Annotated in this window: 19 protein-coding genes; 1 reads left to right on the top strand and 18 read right to left on the bottom strand. The window is 44.1% G+C overall.

Going from position 1 to position 20,841, the window contains the following annotated elements; all coding sequences use genetic code 11:
• Positions 1-149 precede the first annotated feature (149 nt).
• From rplI to tsaE, 17 genes are all read right to left on the bottom strand, one after another.
• On the bottom strand, positions 150-602 hold the full coding sequence (gene rplI, locus AAC147_RS00250; RefSeq protein WP_047684348.1) for a 50S ribosomal protein L9: 453 nt from the start codon (positions 600-602) through the stop codon (positions 150-152).
• A 38-nt stretch (positions 603-640) separates the two neighbouring features.
• On the bottom strand, positions 641-868 hold the full coding sequence (gene rpsR / locus AAC147_RS00245) for a 30S ribosomal protein S18 (protein ID WP_000135199.1): 228 nt from the start codon (positions 866-868) through the stop codon (positions 641-643).
• Between the two features lie 4 nt (positions 869-872).
• A complete protein-coding gene (gene priB, locus AAC147_RS00240; protein ID WP_072032548.1) occupies positions 873-1,190 on the bottom strand; it encodes a primosomal replication protein N in 318 nt (105 codons plus the stop codon).
• 5 nt (positions 1,191-1,195) lie between these two features.
• Positions 1,196-1,594: a 30S ribosomal protein S6 gene (gene rpsF / locus AAC147_RS00235; RefSeq protein WP_038261402.1), complete on the bottom strand. Its 399-nt coding sequence runs from the start codon at positions 1,592-1,594 to the stop codon at positions 1,196-1,198.
• A 132-nt stretch (positions 1,595-1,726) separates the two neighbouring features.
• Positions 1,727-2,464 (bottom strand): 23S rRNA (guanosine(2251)-2'-O)-methyltransferase RlmB, encoded by a 738-nt coding sequence (gene rlmB / locus AAC147_RS00230; RefSeq protein WP_047684341.1) that lies wholly within the window; start codon positions 2,462-2,464, stop codon positions 1,727-1,729.
• A 76-nt stretch (positions 2,465-2,540) separates the two neighbouring features.
• Entirely contained in the window at positions 2,541-5,006 is a 2,466-nt protein-coding gene (gene rnr / locus AAC147_RS00225) for a ribonuclease R (RefSeq protein WP_047684545.1), read from the bottom strand.
• A 56-nt stretch (positions 5,007-5,062) separates the two neighbouring features.
• Positions 5,063-5,482 carry a nitric oxide-sensing transcriptional repressor NsrR gene (nsrR, locus tag AAC147_RS00220; RefSeq protein ID WP_047684338.1) on the bottom strand — a complete coding sequence of 140 codons (420 nt, stop codon included), beginning with the start codon at positions 5,480-5,482 and terminating at the stop codon, positions 5,063-5,065.
• A 564-nt stretch (positions 5,483-6,046) separates the two neighbouring features.
• Positions 6,047-7,345 carry an adenylosuccinate synthase gene (locus AAC147_RS00215; protein WP_047684335.1) on the bottom strand — a complete coding sequence of 433 codons (1,299 nt, stop codon included), beginning with the start codon at positions 7,343-7,345 and terminating at the stop codon, positions 6,047-6,049.
• Positions 7,346-7,587: 242 nt separating this feature from the next.
• Entirely contained in the window at positions 7,588-8,598 is a 1,011-nt protein-coding gene (gene hflC, locus AAC147_RS00210; protein WP_047684333.1) for a protease modulator HflC, read from the bottom strand.
• Between the two features lie 2 nt (positions 8,599-8,600).
• Positions 8,601-9,845: an FtsH protease activity modulator HflK gene (gene hflK, locus AAC147_RS00205; RefSeq protein ID WP_047684330.1), complete on the bottom strand. Its 1,245-nt coding sequence runs from the start codon at positions 9,843-9,845 to the stop codon at positions 8,601-8,603.
• A gap of 23 nt (positions 9,846-9,868) precedes the next feature.
• A complete protein-coding gene (locus AAC147_RS00200) occupies positions 9,869-9,991 on the bottom strand; it encodes a hypothetical protein (protein ID WP_255347682.1) in 123 nt (40 codons plus the stop codon).
• 174 nt (positions 9,992-10,165) lie between these two features.
• Positions 10,166-11,446 carry a ribosome rescue GTPase HflX gene (hflX, locus tag AAC147_RS00195; protein WP_047684327.1) on the bottom strand — a complete coding sequence of 427 codons (1,281 nt, stop codon included), beginning with the start codon at positions 11,444-11,446 and terminating at the stop codon, positions 10,166-10,168.
• A 95-nt stretch (positions 11,447-11,541) separates the two neighbouring features.
• Positions 11,542-11,844: an RNA chaperone Hfq gene (gene hfq / locus AAC147_RS00190; protein ID WP_047684324.1), complete on the bottom strand. Its 303-nt coding sequence runs from the start codon at positions 11,842-11,844 to the stop codon at positions 11,542-11,544.
• 108 nt (positions 11,845-11,952) lie between these two features.
• Entirely contained in the window at positions 11,953-12,894 is a 942-nt protein-coding gene (gene miaA, locus AAC147_RS00185; RefSeq protein ID WP_047684321.1) for a tRNA (adenosine(37)-N6)-dimethylallyltransferase MiaA, read from the bottom strand.
• The gene (mutL, locus tag AAC147_RS00180; RefSeq protein WP_047684318.1) at positions 12,887-14,887 is read right to left on the bottom strand and encodes a DNA mismatch repair endonuclease MutL; all 2,001 of its coding nucleotides are present in this window, start codon (positions 14,885-14,887) and stop codon (positions 12,887-12,889) included. Before mutL ends, miaA begins: the two co-directional genes overlap by 8 nt.
• A gap of 81 nt (positions 14,888-14,968) precedes the next feature.
• Positions 14,969-16,345, bottom strand: coding sequence for an N-acetylmuramoyl-L-alanine amidase AmiB (amiB, locus tag AAC147_RS00175; RefSeq protein ID WP_047684315.1), 1,377 nt, complete (start codon positions 16,343-16,345; stop codon positions 14,969-14,971).
• Positions 16,346-16,359: 14 nt separating this feature from the next.
• Entirely contained in the window at positions 16,360-16,824 is a 465-nt protein-coding gene (gene tsaE / locus AAC147_RS00170) for a tRNA (adenosine(37)-N6)-threonylcarbamoyltransferase complex ATPase subunit type 1 TsaE (RefSeq protein WP_047684312.1), read from the bottom strand.
• Between the two features lie 259 nt (positions 16,825-17,083).
• Between tsaE and queG the strand changes: the two genes are divergently transcribed.
• On the top strand, positions 17,084-18,241 hold the full coding sequence (gene queG, locus AAC147_RS00165; RefSeq protein WP_047684310.1) for a tRNA epoxyqueuosine(34) reductase QueG: 1,158 nt from the start codon (positions 17,084-17,086) through the stop codon (positions 18,239-18,241).
• Between the two features lie 625 nt (positions 18,242-18,866).
• Here queG and AAC147_RS00160 read toward each other — a convergent pair.
• The gene (locus tag AAC147_RS00160) at positions 18,867-20,300 is read right to left on the bottom strand and encodes a 4-hydroxyphenylacetate 3-hydroxylase family protein (protein WP_047684306.1); all 1,434 of its coding nucleotides are present in this window, start codon (positions 20,298-20,300) and stop codon (positions 18,867-18,869) included.
• Positions 20,301-20,841 lie beyond the last annotated feature (541 nt).

Below are 20,841 nucleotides of genomic sequence, written 5' to 3'. Positions count from 1 at the left end.
GCATAACAGCCCTGTCTGGATGGGTAAACGCGTGAAGGGATTTAAAAGGAAGTTTTGCTCTTGTAAAATATTTTTTGAATTATAATCAACAAAAAACGCCAGCATTGCCAGCGTTTTTTGTGTTCACATGTTCTGTCGCTAATCAGAGATTAAGCTTCTGGAACGATGTTAACGTTCAACTGTGCGAATACATCGCTGTGTACCTGAAAGTGAACTTCGTGTTCACCAACAGTACGCAGAACGCCGTTAGGCAGGCGAACTTCGCTCTTAGATACAGCAACACCAGCCGCAGTAATTGCGTCAGCGATGTCACGAGTACCGATAGAACCGAACAATTTACCTTCGTCACCCGCTTTAGAAGCGATAGTGACAGAACCCAGTGCGTTGATTTGCTCTGCACGAGCTTGCGCTGCTGCCAGAATGTCAGCCAGTTTAGCTTCCAGTTCAGCACGGCGAGCTTCGAAGAATTCGATGTTTTTCTTAGTTGCAGGAACAGCTTTGCCCTGTGGAACTAAGAAGTTACGGGCATAACCCGCTTTAACGCTAACTTGGTCACCCAGGCTACCCAGGTTTGCTACTTTATCAAGCAGAATAACTTGCATTACCTTATCCTCTCAAAGTCGTGAATGGACTGTGCCTATTACTGATGACGATCAGTGTAAGGCAACAAAGACAGGTAGCGCGCACGCTTGATAGCACGAGCGAGCTGGCGCTGATATTTTGCACGAGTGCCGGTGATGCGGCTAGGTACAATTTTACCACTTTCGGTAATGTAGTTTTTCAGCGTAGCAATGTCTTTATAATCAATCTCTTGTACGCCTTCCGCTGTGAAACGGCAGAACTTGCGACGACGGAAATAACGTGCCATTTGGCTAGTCTCCAGAATCTATCAATTCAATCTGCTCGGCATGAAGAACCAGTTTGTTAAGACCATTGCGCCCTTGGTGGGAGTTAATGAATCCTGAAACGGTTATTCGACTACCGACCGTTATACTGTGAGTATATTCCTGTAACAACTGTCCACTGGCAATAACGGGCATTCTGCACCATGATTGCCTGTTTAATCCGGCTTCCTGTTGCTGTGAACGGTGTTCAAGCACAAACTGACAATGCGGAATACCGGATGGACTGACTCTTCGTATCGGTGCTTTGCACACTGTGCCAGAAAGCACCAAACGATTGGTTGTCACGATGATTACTCTTCAGAATCCCCAGCTTCATCAACATCATCAACCAGGTCTTCTTCCAAGACCAGGTCACGGCTGCGACGTTCGTCTTTAGCCTTAACCATTGGTGATGGTTCAGTTATTGCGTGCTTAACGCGCATAACCATGCTGCGGATAACGGCATCGTTGAAGCGGAAGTTAGTTTCCAGCTCATCAATCGCTTCTTGTGGCGCTTCAACGTTCATCAGAACGTAGTGAGCCTTGTGCAGTTTGTTGATTGGATAAGCCAGTTGACGACGGCCCCAGTCTTCCAGACGGTGAATCTGACCTTGCGCGTTAGTGATAGTCGCACTGTAACGCTCGATCATGCCCGGAACCTGTTCGCTTTGATCAGGATGGACCATAAAAACGATTTCGTAATGACGCATTATCATTGCTCCTTACGGATTATTCAGCCTCCTGTCAGGGTCAGCCGTGGCCCATGGAGGCAAGGAACGTGTTGAGTACGGCTGAAAAATTGACGCGTCACTATACCCGCACAATAAAAAAAACTCAAGCAACTATTGGGCGCCTCTTTGGCGCACAATCTCAAACAGGCAGATTCCTGTTGCTACCGATACATTCAGAGAAGAGACTGAACCCACCATTGGAATGCTAATCAGTTCATCGCAATGTTCACGGGTCAATCGACGCATACCTTCACCTTCAGCCCCCATAATCAGAGCCATCGGGCCTGTCAGTTTGCTCTGATATAAAGCATGCGTGGCTTCCCCCGCAGTTCCCACAATCCAAACATTATTTTCTTGTAGTAAACGCAGAGTACGGGCAAGGTTCGTGACACGGATCAGCGGAACACTTTCTGCCGCACCACAGGCAACTTTTTTTGCGGTTGCGTTCAACTGAGCAGAACGATCACGAGGGACAATAACTGCATTAACTCCTGCCGCATCGGCAGTCCGCAGACAAGCTCCCAAATTATGCGGATCGGTGACACCATCCAGCACCAACAAGAAAGGATGTTCCCATTGAGCTAACAGATCAGGTAAGTCATTCTCCTGATATTGTCGTCCAGGCTTAACCTTAGCAATAATACCCTGGTGTACCGCGTTCTCTGTCTGCACATCCAACCATTGACGGTTAGCCAGTTGAACTGAAACACCGATATTTTCCAATTCCTGTAACAGCGGAGTTAAACGACGATCTTCGCGCCCTTTCAATACATAAACTTCCATAAAACGCTGTGGATCACGTTCCAATAAGGCTTTAACGGCATGAATACCGTAGATAATTTCACTCATGACTGGATGATACCTAAAAAAATAGAAGGCGGCAGAAACCGCCCCTGATTATCTGTAGTTGTTAGCTTTTTGGCTGTCAGCTATTTTCTCGCGTTTTTTTCGCGCGTTTTGCTTTCAATTTTGCCGTGATCTTTTTGGTTTTGTCTGAAACTTTTTTCTTCTTACCTGATTTATTGTTTGGTTTGTCTTGTTCCGTTTTTTTCTTCTTACGGAACTCACTGTCTTGACGGAAAACACGATCTGACTCGAAATTGGCTGATTTTTTATAATCTCGCCCTTTTTTGGCACTTTTACGTTCAGAAACGCCTTTTTTCTCTTTATCTCTTGCAGTCTTACCTTTATTACGAGCCTTGCGGGTGCTAGAAAGCAGAATAAAATCAATCTTGCGCTCATCCATGTGCACCGCTTCTACACGAATTTCCACTTCATCACCGAGTCGGTAAGTCTGCCCGGAAGATTCACCTATCAGACGCTGGCCGACATTATCATATCGGTAATAGTCATTATCTAATGTTGAAACATGCACCAAACCATCAATGAAAAGATCATGCAGTCTGACGAAGAAACCAAAACCAGTTACACTGGTAATCAGACCAGTGAAAATATTACCTACCTGATCTTGCATGAAATCACATTTTAGCCAATCTGCCACATCTCTTGTCGCTTCATCAGCCCGACGTTCAGTCATCGAACAGTGGTCACCCAATTGTAGCATCTGCTCCATATCATTGTGCCAGCCACCCGTTGGTGTCCAATGCTGCTCAACAGTGCCATCCTCTTGTGCCAGCAGGTATTTAATCGCACGATGCAATGCCAAATCAGGATAACGGCGGATTGGCGATGTAAAATGTGCATAAGAACGCAGAGCAAGACCAAAATGCCCACGGTTTTCCGGATCGTAAATGGCCTGTTTCATAGAGCGCAATAACATCGTCTGCAATAGTTCATGATCAGGTCGTTCAGCAACTATTTTCATCAATTGAGCATAGTCTTTTGGCTCTGGTGTCATACCTCCCAATAGACTCAGCCCCAATTCATTAAAGACTGAGCGTAAATTCAGAATACTTTCTTCTTTCGGTCGGTCATGAATACGATACAAAACAGGTTCACGCTGCTTTTCAACAAAACGGGCTGCCGCAATATTTGCCAGGATCATGCACTCTTCAATGAGTTTGTGAGCATCGTTACGTACTACCGGCTCAATCCGTTCAATACGACGTTCTGCATTGAAGATAAACTTTGCTTCTTCAGATTCAAACGAAATAGCACCACGCTCATCACGCGACTTATCCAATGCCTGATAAAGTTCATGTAAATGCTCAATATGCTTTACTAATGGTTTATAATGCTCACGCAGCTCTTGATCGCCCTGCAAGATTTTCCATACTTTGGTGTAAGTTAAACGAGCATGAGAATTCATTACAGCTTCGTAAAACTTGTATGAAGAGAGTCTCCCTTGGGCGGAAACTGTCATTTCGCATACCATACACAGGCGATCAACTTCCGGGTTAAGTGAACACAATCCATTCGACAGAACTTCCGGCAACATCGGCACAACTTGCGATGGAAAATAAACTGAGTTACCACGGCTGCGTGCTTCGGTATCCAAAGGAGTTTGTGGGCGCACATAATAACTGACGTCTGCAATCGCTACCCATAACCGCCAGCCACCGCCCCGTTTTCTTTCGCAATAAACCGCGTCATCGAAATCACGAGCATCTTCACCATCAATAGTAACCAATGGTAATTCTCGTAAATCAACTCGCCCTTGTTTAGCCAATTCGGGTACATTCTCATCCAGATCAGCGACCTGTTTTTCCACCATTGGCGGCCAATTATAGGGAATTTCATGGGTTCGAAGAGCAATATCAACCGCCATGCTTGTTCCCATCGTTTCACCGAGTACCTCAACAATTTTGCCAATCGCTTTAGTACGGCGAGTCGGGCGATTCGTCAATTCCACAACGACGACATTACCCATTCTTGCTCCACAGATCTCCTCTTTAGGGATCAAGATATCGAAGCACAAACGGCTATCATCAGGTACAACAAACCCCATACCAGCATCAATAAAATACCGCCCAACAATTTGGCTGTTCTTTGGCTCCAACACTCTTACAACTCGAACTTCAACCCGACCTTTACGATCCGGACGCAAAGGTTGTGCCAGTACAACATCGCCATGGATCGCCATTTTCATCTGCTCTGCCGACAAATAAAAATCTTCTTTGTGGCCTTCCACTCGCAGAAAACCGTAGCCATCACGATGACCAATCACTATACCCTTCAATAAGTCCAATCTTTCTGGTAACGCATAACACTGGCGGCGAGTGAAAACTAATTGTCCATCACGTTCCATTGCCCGCAAACGACGGCGCAATGCTTCCTGTGCATCTGCGCTGGTTAACTGAAGTTCCTGTGCTAGTTCCTGACGACTTACCGGAGTGGTGTGTTTAGAAAGGATATCCAAGATATATTCCCGACTTGGGATAGGAGATTCGTATTTTTCAGCCTCTCGTTCCTGAAAAGGATCTTTTGACATCGCAATTCCTCTGTTGTCATCAGTAAGCTGTTTATCCCCATATTTCATTTCTTGTTTCATTTTGTCAGCAACAATTTATAAAGGGGACGATTGTCTTCGACCATATCGGCCAAAGTATATTGATTCAATTCTGCCAAAAAATTTTCTACTGCTCGATTCAATACTGATTTTAAACGACAAGCAGGTGTAATATGGCAACTACTACAATTAACTAATCCAAGTGGTTCTAATGCACGAACCACATCACCGATTTTAATCTCGCTGGCAGCCTTACCCAGACTAATGCCGCCATTTTTCCCCCTAACAGCATTAACTAGCCCCAAGTTACTCAGTTGATTAATTATTTTTACCATATGATTACGTGAGACACCGTAAACTTCCGTTACTTCAGTAATGTTTGTCATCTGGCCTTCTGGTAAAGAAGCCATATAAATCAGGGCACGTAAGCCATAATCGGTAAAACTGGTTAACTGCACACTTACCTCTGGGTGGCTGAATATAACGGGGGGTTATTGATAACCAAACAAACAGATATTATTGGTTTATCATTAGCTGGTCACATTATGTGGGTATTTTAAAAATTAAGCAAAACGAGTGGCTCTCTTTTCCTTCTATCTCCTCAAAACACAAAATCAGATAGTAAACATAACTTTTTGTGGAGAGTGATAAAATTCGAAGCTATACGACTTTGCAAGAGAAAAAATCAAGGGCAATCATTACAAGAAGCTGATGAGCGTCTTAGCTCACCAGCAGATTATCTAAATATCAATTTATTTCACTTTATCAAACACTTCGGCTTGTCTGCCGAAAAATCAATCCAGGGATTGGTCCCAAGCAATTCTGAATGAGATACGCCAGGATCAACAATCTATTTTTTCTCGCAGCTACTGCTAAACACAAAATGGCTGCTGGAAAAGGGATCATTAACTTGAAGAAGAACAAGGCAACAGCAATAAGTAGGTAGGCATTGTGGACTTGCCAGTGACTTAAACCGGGCATAAAGCCCGGTTGTAAATACTTTAAAGATTTAAAATCATCAATTAAGCATCAAATGGATCACGCAGGATCATGGTTTCAGAACGATCTGGGCCTGTAGAAATAATATCAACAGGAACACCGGTTAGCTCTTCAACACGTTTGATATAATTCAATGCTGCTGCTGGTAACTGGCTGTGTTCTTTAACACCGAAAGTGCTTTCATCCCAACCTGGCAGAGTTTCATATACCGCTTCCAAACCTTCCCAGTTTTCTGCGGCCAAAGGAGTCGTCTCAATAACAGTACCATCAGACTTACGATAGCCAACGCAGATTTTCACTTCTTTCAGGCCATCCAGTACGTCCAGTTTAGTCATACAGAAACCAGACAGAGAATTAATTTGGATCGCGCGACGAATAGCAACAATATCCAACCAGCCAGTACGGCGGCTACGCCCTGTGGTTGCACCGAATTCTTGACCTTTCTGGCGCAGATATTCACCGGTCTCATCAAACAGTTCAGTTGGGAATGGGCCAGCGCCAACACGGGTAGAGTAAGCTTTAATGATACCCAGTACGTAATCAACGTAACGTGGTCCCAGACCTGAACCAGTTGCAACACCACCCGCGGTAGTATTGGAAGAAGTTACATAAGGATAAGTACCGTGGTCGATATCCAGCAATGTACCCTGCGCACCTTCGAACATTACCAGTTCACCTTTCTGAGTTGCTTTGTAAAGCAGGTCAGAAACGTCAACTACCATGCCAGTCAGAATATCCGCAACTGCCAGAATATCATCCAGCGTTTTCTGATAATCAACAGCAGGTTCGTTGTAATAGTTAACCAATTGGAAATTATGGTAATCAATGATTTCTTTCAGCTTAACTGCGAAAGTTTCTTTATCGAACAGATCGCCCACACGCAGGCCACGACGAGCCACTTTATCTTCGTATGCAGGCCCGATACCACGGCCAGTTGTACCGATAGCCTTAGCACCGCGTGCCTTTTCGCGAGCATTATCCAATGCAACATGATAAGGCAGGATCAACGGACAAGCTTCGGAAATAAGCAAGCGCTCACGTACAGGAACCCCACGTGATTCAAGCTCCTTCATCTCTTTCATTAAAGCATCTGGTGCTAAAACGACCCCATTTGCGATAATGCTAATGACATTTTCACGTAAGATCCCAGATGGGATTAAGTGGAGAACGGTTTTTTCACCGTTGATGACTAGTGTATGGCCTGCATTATGGCCGCCCTGATAACGAACCACATATTTAGCCCGTTCAGTCAGCAAGTCGACGATTTTACCCTTGCCCTCGTCACCCCATTGGGTGCCCAATACGACAACGTTCTTACCCATTTCAAAAGTTCACTCGGTTGCTTAAAAATGGATTCTAACATCTCATTTAGCACCTTTCAGTATTTTTTCTCACTTCTGTTATTTCGTTTCGTCATATTAATGGGCTGCTAAGTAAATATTGGTGATGATGGCAAACAAAAAACTAGCATGAAAAAGCCACTGTAAGTTTTCTTACAGTGGCTCAGATGAGATTTCTTTTTTCAATTCAGGCGAATATAAAACAATTCACCTATCAGAACTCATTAGTGATCAACACGGTTAACATGATCACGCTGTTTAGTCGGCTCTTTCATATAACGGAAGAAATCAGTATCCGGACTGAGAACCATGATATTCCCCTCATTCTTGAAACTTTTCTCATAAGCACGCAAGCTACGGATAAAAGCGTAGAAATCAGGATCTTTATTGAAAGCATCAGCAAACAGTTTAGTGGCTTCTGCATCGCCTTCACCACGTAAAACCAGTGCCTGACTATATGCCGCTGCTTTAATCTCAGTAGCAGATTTGTCAGCCGCTGCACGGACCTTCTCAGCTTCTTCCATACCCTGCGAACGATGGCGACGAGCTACCGCTTCACGTTCTGCACGCATACGCTGGTAGATTGCACCAGAAACTTCATCAGGCAAGTTGATTTGCTTGATACGGACATCCACAACTTCAATTCCTAACGCAGCCATACTGTTCGGGTTGAAAGCGGGTTGTTCACCTTTAGTTTCTTTCTTCACACGGGCAGCAGCAGAGACGATTGCACTGTCTGCGGAAGAATCATCGTCACTTGTACCCAGGTTCAGAGCATTACGCACATCCGTCGTCAAACGACCACGGGAGTCTGTCACAATACCACGAACATCCAGACGACCAATTTCAGAACGCAGGCGGTCACTGAATTTACGTTTTAACAGCACTTCAGCTTGAGAAATCGAACCATTCCCCGTTGCCAGATAATAGCTACTGAAATCTTTAATCCGCCATTTCAGATAAGAGTCAACAATCAGGTCCTTATTTTCACTTGTCAGAAAGCGATCAGCCTTGATATCCATCGTCTGGATACGAGCATCAAGTGTTTTGACAGTTTCAATAAATGGAATTTTAAAATGCAGGCCGGGCTGATAAACCATTGGCTTATTTTCAGCATCACGCACCACTTTACCAAAGCGCAGCATAATACCACGCTGACCTTCATATACGATAAATATCGATGAATACAGCACAACCAATACGGCGGCAATAGCAAAGACGAACGACTTACGCATGATTATGGTCTCCCTTGTCTTGTCGTATCACCACGCAGGTTGTTTGAATCATCATAGCCAGAACTGCCATAACCAGAGTTGCTATAACTAGATGGCCCGTGTGTTGGTGTAGAATGTGTCGAGCTGCGTTGCTCCGATGTTACCTTTACTTCTGATGGCTTAACCTTTGCGGCTTCAGTTTGACTACGCAGAACCTGATCCAGTGGCAATACCAGCATGTTGTTGCTCTTTTCATTTGCAATCACTTTACGGGTATTACTTAGAATACGCTCCATTGTCTCAATATAAAGGCGCTCACGGGTAATTTCCGGTGCAGCTTTATATTCTGGCAGGATTTTAGCGAAACTTGCCACTTCACCCTGTGCATTCAATACGACACTGACTTTATAGGCTTTAGCTTCTTCGATAATACGTTGAGCGTCACCCTTGGCAATCGGTAAGACAGAGTTTTTATAGGCTTCTGCTTCACGAATCGTTTTCTGCTCTTCTTCGCGGGCTGCGATAACGTCATCAAACGCCGCTTTCACCTCTTCAGGTGGACGCGCAGTCTGGAAGTTAACATCCAACAAAGTGATCCCCATATTGTACGGACGAATGGTTTCTTCCAGTACCTTTTGGGTATCGTTACGCACAATAGTACGATCCGCAGTCAGGATTTTTTCCATTGTGTATTTGCCGACAACCCCGCGCACAGCACTGTCGGTCGCTTGACGCAGACTGTTATCAGGATTAGTGACATTGAAAAGATAAGCGGCAGGGTCAGTAACACGATACTGAACGTTCATTTCAGCACGTACTACGTTTTCATCCGATGTCAACATGACACCCGATGTTGCCAATTCACGAACAGATTCAACGTTAACAGCACGAACCCTGTCGATAAATGTCATCTTCCAGTTCAAGCCGGGCTGCACGATATGGCTAAATTTACCCAATCGGGTAACAACGCCACGTTCTGTTTCTTTAATGGTATAGAAACCACTTACAACCCAAACAGCAACTGCAGCAGCAACAGCGAGACCAATAAGACGCCCACCAAATTTAAAGTTCTGTCCAGAACCATTTCCACCTTTGTTTCCACCGAGACCACCGAGTTTTTCACTCAGTTTACGGAACAGATCGTCGAGATCAGTTGCCCCACGGTTTCGACCACCTTTATTGTTGCCGCCGGAGTTGCCGCCATTATTATTGCTGCTTCCCCACGGGTCGCGGTCCTGTCCGTTATTACCGGGCTGATTCCACGCCATGTTTTAGCTCCACTTTTAATTTTTCACTGGTTTTTCAGAGGTGACTGCTCTCCACCCTGACGGGTGAGGCTTCCCACTTCACAGGCCATTGCCTGTCCCTGACAGGTCTGACAGCGGCCTCCATGGGCAGAAACGATAACTTTCATCGTTTCGTAAGCAACCAATATTTTTGGGTGATACTTTTGACAGTGCTGATTTCGTCACTGCAATTCTGGCACAGTCATTTCATCACCACCATTCCATCACCGCTACTCCATGACTTTAAGCACCTTGAAATGGCAGACAAAATGATACCTTGTTTGTCGTCCTGCGCCAATCAATCAGACAACATAGTCTGGTAAATTTGGCTCATGTTTGCACAGACGACGCCAATCAACCATTGGCATCCTGACTTCAAGCCCCAACTGGCCATCTTCTTCCATCCACTCACGTTCAATCGCCTGAAGCTGGTAAAAACGACTACGTAAACGCCCTGCTTCTGGTGGAAGATGCAATTCATAATGCGCAATTTCCCCTGAAAGACGCTCAGTCAGCGCCTGTAATAACAGAGGGATACCTTCTCCAGTCTGAGCAGAAAGCCAGACTCTCACCGGACGATTTTCCTCATCACGGTCAATACGGGGAACAAAATCAGCCAACATATCGATTTTGTTCATCACCAGTAGGGAAGGGATCTCATGCGCCTCAATCTCTTCCAGGACACTATCAACAGCAAGGATATTTTCATCCAAACGATTATCTGACGCATCAACAACATGAAGCAGCAATCTTGCCTGCCGGGTTTCTTGCAAAGTAGCCTTAAACGCTGCAACCAAATCATGAGGCAAATGACGAATGAAACCAACGGTATCAGCCAAGACAACCGGACCGACATCATTCACATTGATCCGACGCAATGTAGGGTCGAGAGTAGCAAAAAGCTGATCAGCAGCATATACCTCAGCTGAGGTTATTCTATTGAATAAACTTGATTTCCCTGCGTTGGTATAACCGACGAGGGAAACAGTAGGAATATCCGCTTTATTACGTGCCTGACGCCCCTGTTCGCGTTGCTTTTCTACTTTATTGAGACGCCCCAGAATCTGCTTGATCTTGTCACGCAGCATACGGCGGTCTGATTCCAGCTGGGTTTCTCCCGGACCACGTAAACCAATCCCCCCTTTCTGGCGTTCAAGGTGAGTCCAACCCCGAACTAAACGGGTGGATAAATGACGCAATTGTGCAAGTTCTACCTGTAACTTACCTTCATGCGTTCTTGCCCGCTGGGCAAAAATATCCAGAATCACACCCGTGCGATCAACAACACGGCATTGACACAGGCGTTCAAGATTACGTTCCTGAGCAGGACTGAGTGTATGATTAAACAACACCACATCTGCGCCACTGTTTTTGACTGCTTCAGCAATTTCTTCTGCTTTGCCTTCCCCGACAAAATATTTCGGATGCGGAGCCTTACGGCTACCTGTCACTATCTGCACAGGAGAAACACCTGCGGAAGTCACCAATGATTCGAATTCACCGAGATTTTCCGTATCTTTTTCCTGTGAGAAAAAAACATGCACCAGAACAGCTAGTTCTCCGCCTTCATAACGATCAAACAACGGTGCAACCCCTCAGGCTGAGTAAAATCCATAGGAAAAACATAGGTAAAGGCTCCCTACCTATGTTTTTATTTACATCAGGCACTATCACTGATTTATTCAGCGATATCATTTTCCTGCTGTGCCGCCGAGCTAGTATTAGCCTGATAATTTCCTACACTGGCTCCCACATTTGCATTGCTACCATGGTGAGACACTGGGCGAGAAGGCACAACAGTAGAGATGGCGTGTTTATAAACCATCTGACTGACTGTGTTTTTCAGCAAAATGACAAATTGGTCAAAAGATTCAATTTGACCCTGCAATTTGATGCCGTTGACTAAATAAATAGAAACCGGGACCCTTTCACGTCGTAATGCGTTCAGGAATGGATCTTGCAAAGATTGCCCCTTAGCCATTCTATATTTTCCTTATTTTGTTGTTTTTAACTAAGAACCCATTGGTTCGAAAAATTAACTACTCAAAAATGACACTTTGTACTGATCAATTGTACACAATCAATAAATTTATGTACTAATAACCTGCATGACTGTATTTAGTGCTTGTTCAGGTTGATCACTGTCCAACCAAGTCACATTGTCCCAACTCCTGAGCCATGTGATCTGACGCTTCGCTAGCTGGCGAGTCGCACAGATACCACGATAAACCATCTCATCATGAGAGATTTCGCCTGCGAGATAAGACCACATCTGACGATAACCAACACAACGAATGGAAGGTAAATCTGTATGCAAATCGTTACGAGCATAAAGCGCTTTAACTTCATCTTCAAACCCTGATTTGATCATTTGTTCAAAACGGGCAGCAATGCGCTGATGCAGAACTTCACGGCTTGCAGGCGCAATCGCAAACTGATGAACACGATAAGGCAATACTTCTCCAGACGTTTCAATCAATGTAGTTAGAGTTTTACCCGAAATCCGAAAAACTTCCAGTGCACGAGTAAGACGTTGTGGATCATTTGGGTGAATTCTTGCGGCAGCGACCGGATCAATCTCCTGCAACTGCCGATGCAATGCGTCCCACCCCTCTTCCGCTGCTTGCTGCTCAATCTGTGCCCGCACGTTAGGATTTGCAGAAGGCAATGGCGATAATCCTTCTAGTAATGCTTTGAAATATAGCATGGTTCCGCCAACCAAGAGTGGAATTCTCCCGGCGGCCGTAATTTCTGCCATGTGTTCCACCGCATCACGACGAAAATCAGCAGCAGAATAAACTTCGGCAGGATCCAAAACATCAATCAAACGATGAGGTGCCTGTACCTGTTCTTCTGTGGAAGGTTTCGCTGTACCAATATCCATGCCACGATAAATCAATGCAGAATCAACGCTAATCAGTTCAACCGGAAGATGATGACGTAAAGCGATTGATAATGCCGTTTTTCCTGAGGCAGTTGGCCCCATGATAAAAATGGCTGTAGGCAATTGTTGAGTTTTTAAATCACTCATGATTAAAAAGTGCCACCACTGCTTGTAAGTCAATAAATTGTAATAATCCCTCAGGCGGAGATTCCACCAACTGAGGGCAAAGACGTTCGACATCAGCTAAAAGCTGAACAGCCTGCGCAACATTCCACGTTTCGTGTTCGCTCCCCAAATGACGGGAAAGCCAGATCGCCACCTGTTCTACAGAGGCCGATGGCTGCTCTATCAGATAACCCAACAAGGCCGGAAAAAGTTTTGGCAGGTTCTGTTGGCGCAGAGGCAACGATACCGCATGAATGGTTACTTTTCCATGCGCGACAGTAGATTCAATACCAAAAGTCTTTAATAGTTCACTATTCTGCTTTAAGACGCGCATTTCTGCCGGATCGAGAGACAGTTTCAATGGGATAAGCAGTGGTTGTGATTTTAGCCCTTGTTCTCCCGGAGTTAACTGTGCCTGCCTCAGCCAACGCTCCGCAACAGGTAAAGACAACAATCCAATGCCTGACACCGACTCAAACAAAGCATAGTGAGAATCATAGATACTTAATACCTTGCCGAAACTATAACTACTACTTTTCCCCTGTACGGCAGTTAAATGAGTTGGTGTTAATGTTGTTTTTTCCGTGTCAGGCGTTGGGTTTCCAGAACCCCGTTTCTCAGGCGTTGCCTTTTCAGGAAATAATGGTTGTTTTTCCTCCGACGCAAACTGCATCAGTTTCTGATACAACTCCCCCTGTTTTTTCTGATAATTTTCCCCATGATAAGGCTGCCGATTAGAGACATGTTCTGAACACTGGCCTGAAGATGGATTTTTGAGTGGTTCTTGCCTTTGCTTATCATGCTGCCCGGACGAAGATGAAGATAGAGAACGGGAAGATGATGGTGTATTTGAAGGCGACTCTGCCGATAATGTCTTTGGTTGTCGGTGAAAATGGTTTTCTCCCGCAGAAGGCCGATTTTCCGGTATCCAATTAGCGGTATTCTCCTGACAATCAAGTCCTGGTTCAGTGCCATTGCTCCGCTGTTTCAATACTGCTGCTACGCCCTGATAAATAAAATCGTGCACCAAACGCGCCTGATGAAAACGTACTTCATGTTTAGCCGGATGCACATTGACATCGACCTGATGCGGGTCGATCTCCAAGTACAGAACATAAGCAGGTTGCTGCTCTCCTTGTAGCAGATCTTGGTAAGCCTGACGAATAGCGTGATTAATCAGCCGATCCCGCATCATACGTCCATTAACATAGCAATACTGAGTATCACCAGCCACAGCGGTATTCATAGGATCAACCACCCAACCTTTGATAGATAAAGAATCGTGCTGCCATGATAGTGCAAGAGCCTGCTGCACAAATGCCGCGCCACAAATTGTTGCCAATCGACGTTCATGCTGAGATGCTTCTTTGGCCGGGCGATACTGACGAACCAATTTTCCATTGTGATTCAAATTGATCGCCACATCCAGCCGGGCAAGTGCGATTCTACGCATGACTTCATCAATATGACTGAACTCCGTTTTTTCCGTTCTCAGAAATTTTCGACGGGCAGGCGTGTTATAAAACAGGTCTAAAACCTCAACCGTCGTTCCAACAGGGTGAGAAGCTGGTTTTACCGTTACTTCCATATCACGGCCTTCAGCATAAGACTGCCATGCTTCGGCCTGATTTTCAGGACGAGATGTTAGCGTCAGCCGTGAAACGGAACTGATACTGGCTAGCGCCTCCCCTCGGAATCCCATACTGACAATGGCTTCCAGATCATCAAGAGATGCTATTTTACTGGTAGCATGCCGAGCCAATGCCAACGTGAGGTCTTGCCTGCTAATACCACAGCCGTTATCACGAATACGGATCAATTTTATGCCACCGCGCTCAATATCAATGTCAATGCGGGTAGCGCCAGCATCAAGGCTATTTTCCACTAACTCCTTCACCACCGATGCAGGGCGTTCAACCACTTCACCAGCAGCAATCTGATTTGCCAATTGTGGGGGTAATATCCTGATAGCCATCATTCGACCTTATTCACTGTTTCTTACGTGTTAATTCTTACATGTTAATTCTACGTATAGTTTCTTGCTCACGGTTTAAAATTACTTTGGTGCTGTTTGCAACGGATTAGTCTGAAAATAGTGACGTAACCCCAGATGGATGGCTTGCGCCAATTTTTCTTGATACTGATCAGAACTCAGCAACCCTTCTTCTGACGAGTTACTGATAAAACCCGTTTCTACCAAGATGGAAGGAATATCCGGTGAACGCAGAACCCCCAAACTGGCATGCTCTGGTGTGCGTTTATGCAAAGAACTAACCTGAGTTAACTGATGCAAAACCTGAACAGCAACGTCATAACCTACCCGTTGTGAATGCCCGAATTGCAGATCCAGCACAGCCTGACTCAAAAAAGGATCAGTACCATTGGCAAGAGCATCTCCCGCACCACCTAACAATTCAGATTGTTTCTCATGCTGCTCCAGCCAATTCCCCAATTCACTGTTCGCACGACGATTGGACAATACCCAAACAGAAGCTCCTTTGGCACTACGATTGGGTGCAGCATCCGCATGAATGGAAACCAGCATATTGGCTTTGTGTTTACGGGCGACCTCCGATCGTCCTGCTACCGAAATAAAATAATCACCATTCCGTGTCAGGACAGGTTTGAACATGGGATCATTGCGCAGGAGTACTTCCAGTTTACGCGCTACACTGATGGTAACATTCTTTTCCCGCAATCCTCGCTGCCCGATTGCCCCCGGATCTTGCCCTCCATGCCCGGCATCAATGGCAATAACAATTGGATATTTTCCTTTAGTTGCCTTAGTTAGCTGTTTTTTCACTACTTGTTCACCATGAGCAAATTGTTCACCATGAGCAGACGCAGTTTTAGCAGCTTGTTTTGTCAGCATTGTACCAGAAGTTGGCTTATTTGTTAGTAATTGCTTACCTTCATTTGATACTGGATTTTTCCTGAATGCAGGTTTTTCTTTCAATGTTGATGAAGGACTCGCAGTACCCTCTACTTTCAGAGTAAAGATAATCTGGTACTGATGGCCTGATTGCTTCACAACGGAAGTTGCTGTTGCCTTCTGTGCCAACTCCAGCACAATTCGCTTATGAAGTAAATCAGGTGGCTGACTGGTTCGGACTACTTTTACTAAATTTTGTTTTGCCTGACCCTGGCCTGATAAATGCATTGGCAACCCTGTGAAATTAGCAGATTGAAGAATATCCACCACCAGTCTTTCAGGGCTATGCAGAGGGAAAAAACGATACTCAGGATGCCCGCCTGTGAACCCCAACGTCACAGTCGCTTCAGATGGACTATTGCTCACATGCACATTTGACAGCGTAGACGCCATTGCTGTTGTCATAACCAGTTGGCTTAATATCACAAACAACATACACACCATCAGCCAATGGGGTTGCCATTTTTGTATCGTCTTCACGGAGAAGAAGGCATTCATCATGGTCAGGGATTCCTTCATAAGGATTTCAGATTATCCAGTAAATTTTCACCATATTCAGATAACGCCACAAAACGCGCTTGTCGACCTTCATTGTTATAGGTCAAATGCAACTCAATATCAGCTTCAGGCAAAAAACCTGCCCCCTGCTGCGGCCATTCCACCAAACAAATGGCATCCTGATGAAAATAATCCCGAATCCCCATAAATTCCAATTCTTCTGGATCAGCCAGACGGTACAAATCAAAATGATAAACAGAACGTGGTTGCAAGGTATAAGGTTCCACCAACGTATAAGTAGGGCTTTTTACATGTCCCTGATGACCGAGAGCTTGCAGGAAACCACGACTGAATGTCGTTTTTCCTGCACCAAGATCACCATATAAATAAATAACATAGCCGCGTTCGCAAGCTGCCGCCACTGCATTGCCGAGTGCAACCGTAGCATTTTCATTTGGAAGTGATAAAACGAGTTCTTTCATCGAAAATTATCTATTGTATTTATTAAATTGAAGGATATTGAAATATACACATCCTCTTTCAAGTCGAGACCTGAAATCCATAAGGTATATAAAAAGGCATATCAGCCAAATAATATTAGTTTAATCAATAACCATAACATAACTTAGCTATTATCATTTAGCATCTTCTGTGCTGACACCAAGCCGGATACCACATTTTTTGTCTTCAATCTATCCTGTGTTACTCTACGCTCCTTTTATAGCAGTAAATTAATATTTAATGGCAACCCCTCTCGATCTGAGTCTTCTGGCAACAAACATCAAGCAATGGGGGCTTTCCCTCGGTTTCCAGCAAGTTGGCATCTGTGACACTGATTTATCCACAGAAGAGCCGAGATTACAGGAATGGCTCGATAAGCAATACCACGGTGAAATGGACTGGATGGCACGTCACGGTATGATGCGAGCACGCACCCATGAATTACTGCCCGGCACTTTGCGGGTTATTAGTGTACGCATGAATTACCTGCCCACCAAAGCGGCTTTTGCCAGTACATTGAATGACCCTGAACTGGGCTATGTTAGCCGTTATTCACTGGGTAGAGATTACCATAAGCTGCTACGCCAACGGCTTAAAAAGCTAGGTGAACAAATACAGGACTATTGCAGCTTCCATGAATACCAAGGGACTCTGAATTTTCGTCCCTTCGTCGATTCAGCTCCCATTATGGAACGCCCATTGGCAGCAAAAGCCGGACTTGGTTGGGTTGGCAAACACTCACTTATATTAAACAGGGAATCGGGTTCTTGGTTCTTTCTGGGAGAATTACTGATTAACCTTCCCTTACCTATCGATACTCCTCAAGAAGAACAATGCGGGCGTTGTGTCGCCTGTATGACTACCTGCCCGACAGGAGCAATTGTAGAACCTTATACGATTGATGCACGCCGCTGTATTTCGTACCTGACGATTGAACTCGACGGATCTATCCCAGAAGAATTTCGTCCATTGATGGGAAACCGGATTTATGGTTGTGACGATTGCCAACTTATTTGTCCCTGGAATCGTTTCTCACAATTAACGGATGAAGATGATTTCAGCCCTCGTGCCGTACTGCATACGCCTAAGTTACTCGATTTATTCAGTTGGAGCGAAGAAAAGTTCCTGCGCATAACGGAAGGCTCAGCCATACGACGTATCGGTTATCTACGTTGGCTGCGCAATATTTCAGTTGCGTTAGGTAACGCACCTTATCGGGATGAAATTGTACTAATTCTAGAAAAAAGAATCGGCTTGAGTGATGTATTAGATGAACATATTCACTGGGCCATTGCTCAACAGATATCTCGTCGGAGCGCTAATGCAATTGAAGTCCAAACGTCGCAACAGAAACGATTAATACGGGCAATTACTAAAGGGTTACCCAGAGATGCTTAATATACAATCAGCTTAATTTCTTATTAAAAAAACCGTCTGTTTCCTTGTGAATAAAATAAAAACGCTTTGTTGATCAAGGCGCAAAGAAAGGATAAATATTAATTCAATATTTTTGAATAATAGCTAATTATTCTAATTTATCAATTAGTTAATTAATGGATATTATTTTAAATAATGGGTTACAAAGCTTAAATGTCATCGTATTGCCTGTGGATAACTCTGTGTAACAATCAAAGCAATGCCGGACAACTCAATAGGGTAGTTACGTTAAATACTGTGGATAAAAAATAGAGATTGCACTTCGTTGGAAAAGTATTAGGTATTGGCAATAAAAACGGAATCCACTTCCCCATTCTAGACACTACTGGAGAAATTTTCCTCTGCCTACCCAAAAATGAGGCGGCATTATGGACTTGTTGAGGCAGGATGGCAAGCGCTTTATCAATAAATTATTTTTGGCCAAATTCTGACAAGTTATACTGATACGGAATAAGAAGTGCCAACACTCAATGCTGGCACTTTTTTCTACCGAATATTTCATTATCAACTATTACCATTCATTATTATCCGGTAAATTTAACGTAACAATAGGATGAACAAACATAGCAACAGGATAAAAATGACTTTAAAGCGTTTTTATCCTTTCAACCAGTTCCCTTGATGACTCCCAGTCGTATTGACTGTAAAGACGCCCCAACGTTTGATAAGGAGCTCCGGCATAAAACAGTTCATACTGATGGTGTCTTGAAGCACACTCTGAACCTACCGCATCCCACACCAACTTCATCAACCTGACCCTTTCGACAGGTGAAGCAATGGATGAATACTGTGTTTTTTCAATAACACTTAAAATTTCATCATCCTCTAAATCAGCCGCACTTGATGGCAACATCAAAACGCCTCCCCCCGCCAGTTTTCTGATTGTCTCCAATACATTTGGATACATTGACTGCGAGATCACCCGATACGTATAAAGCATGGTCTTATCAGGCAAATAAAATCCATTATGAACTTTTGGGCAATGAAGCACACTCTTAAACAACCCTTCAATATTCATGGCATAGCAGGCGAGCTGTGCGAGTGATTCCTTCACAGCAGGATACTCGCAGACACCATTGGTTTCAGCCATCGCCTGCGCTAATCCCGCTAAAAAGTGCAGTTTTACTGCATAACGGGCCAGGCTTTGGATATCCATCAAAATTTCCGTAGCCGTTGACTCCATCTGCTTAGTGCACATATCGATATCTTCAAAGATAAATACTCTTTCCCAAGGCACCAGAACATCATCGAAATAGAGCATTGAATCATTTTCATCAAACCGGGATGACAAGGGATAATCTGTGGGATTAGCACCAAACTCATAGGAGCGTCTGGATATAATTTTTATGCCTTTCGTATTGAGTGGCATAGCAAAAGAGAGCGCATAGCGTTCATCAACAACTTTTTTCAGCGGCTTAGTAGTACCGACCAATACTTCATCAGCCAATACAGCGCCCGTAGCAAGCATTTTAGCACCTCGGACAATAATGCCCTCGGCATTCTTTTCCACTACACCAAGAGCATGATAGATATTCTTATCATGTCCACCAGGTGTCTTTGAACGATCACCTTGCGGATTAATCAGGGCATAAGCCAGATAAAGATCATTCTTACTCGCATAGGCAAAATATTTTCGCAAAGCATCAGCGCGTTCTTGAGAGTAAGATTCGAATAACTCAATATGTGTCAGCATTCCGGCTAACGCCGATGACGTGTAATCGGGGCTTCTGCCAAGCCAGCCCACCGTCTGCTTAGCCCATTCATATGCTGCATAACCGCGCGCAATTAGCTGTTCAGGGGTAGAAGGCAACTGCCAGTATAAACTCAACTGCTCGCCAGCTTCTGTTGTGAAAGTCATCTTATCCGCATACTGAATTTTATAATCATACAAATTCGCTACAGATCTAATCGCATTCCTGAATGCCGGGTGATCTACATGATCTGTGATCTTTTCGCCATTGATAAAAATAGTGCGTCCATCACGTAAATCCTCCATATATTGCTTTCCGGTTCTTACCATCTTTTCTATGCTCCTATCGATAACGACGATTTTTAAAGGTCAAGAAAAGAAATCTTTTTATTCAGCACTGGAGATCCAATATACAAGGATAATTGTCCTCAATTGGGAATAATATGACTACGATACATCTCATCAAAATATCGCAGAAAACAACAGCCTATTAGCCGTACCGACACTGGTCGTGATTACCCTTTCCAGCACAAAAAAAGAATATACTTTTCAAGGCAATGAGATATATTCATGTGGATTAACCAGAAAAGCGATATCAAATTACGATGTCATCATAATAATGAATAACAAGCGAATTAGCTTAATTAGTGGGTATTATAGTTTTATGACACTGTTTTATCTATTATATGAATTTACCCTCCATTATATTTATTATTCAAGAATATAAAACATTACTCTAACTCTTCACGAATTTCTTATTGTGAGATAACTCATTACTTTTCATTTGTCTTTACTGTATATTTATATCGTTTAGCTATAAGCTAATACACAAATGACATATTGGATAATCAAGGTCACGTATTCAATCCGT

The sequence above is a fragment of the Xenorhabdus sp. NBAII XenSa04 genome (genome assembly GCF_963866145.1).
Lineage (GTDB): Bacteria > Pseudomonadota > Gammaproteobacteria > Enterobacterales > Enterobacteriaceae > Xenorhabdus > Xenorhabdus indica.
Note: the sequence above shows the minus strand (reverse complement) of the source record. Positions and strands in the feature narration are given on the sequence as shown.